A 1,452-nucleotide genomic window follows, 5' to 3' on the forward strand; every position below is an offset into this window, starting at 1 on the left:
TAGTACTCCAGTGTGACTTCGCGATCTTGGGTCGGACCCGCGTGAGAACTGGAACGGCCACCGCGTGATCATCAAGGGTTGTGTGGACTCATGACGATCGTGCGATGGCCGCAGGTCACAGCATAGACGGCGCCCGATGGCGGGCGATGTTCGAGCAGGCCATGGCCCGGATCGCGGGCCGGTTCAGCCGAGTTGAACCCCGAGCTACCGCCCGCGCCTACCTGCTCGGACTGCTGTCGCGTGCCGAGCGGAAGAACTGCTGGCAGCTGGCCGAACAGGCAGGCCATGCGCGGCCCGGCCCGATGCAGCGGCTGCTGCGCTGCGCCCGCTGGGACGCCGACGCCGTCCGCGACGACATCCGCGCCTACGCCGTCGAACACCTCGGCACCCAGGGCGCGGTGCTGATCGTGGACGAGACCGGCTTCGTGAAGAAGGGCCGGGCTTCGGCGGGCGTGCAGCGCCAGTACACCGGCACCGCCGGGCGCATCGAGAACTCCCAGGTCGGCGTCTTTCTCGCCTACACCACCAGCCGAGGACGGGCCCTGATCGACCGCCGTCTCTACCTGCCCGAACAGTCCTGGTGCTCCGATCCCGGGCGCCGCCAGGCGGCCGGGATACCCGAGACTGTGCAGTTCCAGACCAAGCCCCGCTTGGCCTGGGAGATGATCGCCGCCACCTTGGACGCCGGGGTGGAGGCACCGTGGGTGACCGGCGACGAAGCCTACGGACAGGACCCTCAGCTTCGTGCCGCCCTGGAGGCACGCGGGGCCGGCTACGTGATGGCCGTCGCCTGTTCCACCCGGGTACGGATCAACTCAGGCCGCACCACCACGCGGGCGGACACCGTCGCCGAACGCCTGCCCGTCAGCGCCTGGCAGCGGCACAGCGCCGGCAACGGCGCGAAGGGCCCGCGCTACTACGACTGGGCCTGGATCCACATCGGCACCGACGGACACCGCCACCTGCTCGTCCGCCGCAACCGCACCAGTGGTGAACTGGCCTTCTACCTGTGCTGGTCACCCACCACGGTCACCCTTGCGGAACTCGTCCGGGTCGCCGGCGTCCGCTGGAGCGTCGAGGAGTGCTTCCAGGCCGCCAAGGGCCAGGTCGGACTCGATCACTACCAGGTCCGCAACTGGACCTCGTGGCACCGCCACATCACGCTCGCCATGCTCGCCCTGGCCTTCCTGACCGCCCTCGCAATCGACGCAGCCCCCGACCGGCCCATCGATCCCCACCACCCCGCCCGCGGCAGCGACCCGATCCCGCTGACCGTCCCCGAGATACGCCGCCTACTCGTCGTCGCGCTCATCCCGCCGACCGTGACAGCCGCCAGGCTCCTGCACTGGTCTGCCTGGCGCCGACGCCACCAAGCAACAGCCCGCCGCAGCCACTACCGACAACGGTCAACTGACCAACTCACCGGATAGATCACGAAACCGCACTGGAGTA

General features: G+C 69.4%; 1 protein-coding gene. It reads left to right on the forward strand.

Annotated elements, in window-relative coordinates:
• The first annotated feature begins 104 nt into the window (after positions 1 to 104).
• Complete coding sequence (locus IG90_RS0138620) at positions 105 to 1,430, forward strand: IS701 family transposase (protein WP_030595991.1); 1,326 nt, start codon at positions 105 to 107, stop codon at positions 1,428 to 1,430.
• Positions 1,431 to 1,452: the final 22 nt, after the last annotated feature.

The organism is Streptomyces anulatus, assembly GCF_000721175.1.
GTDB lineage: Bacteria > Actinomycetota > Actinomycetes > Streptomycetales > Streptomycetaceae > Streptomyces > Streptomyces anulatus_C.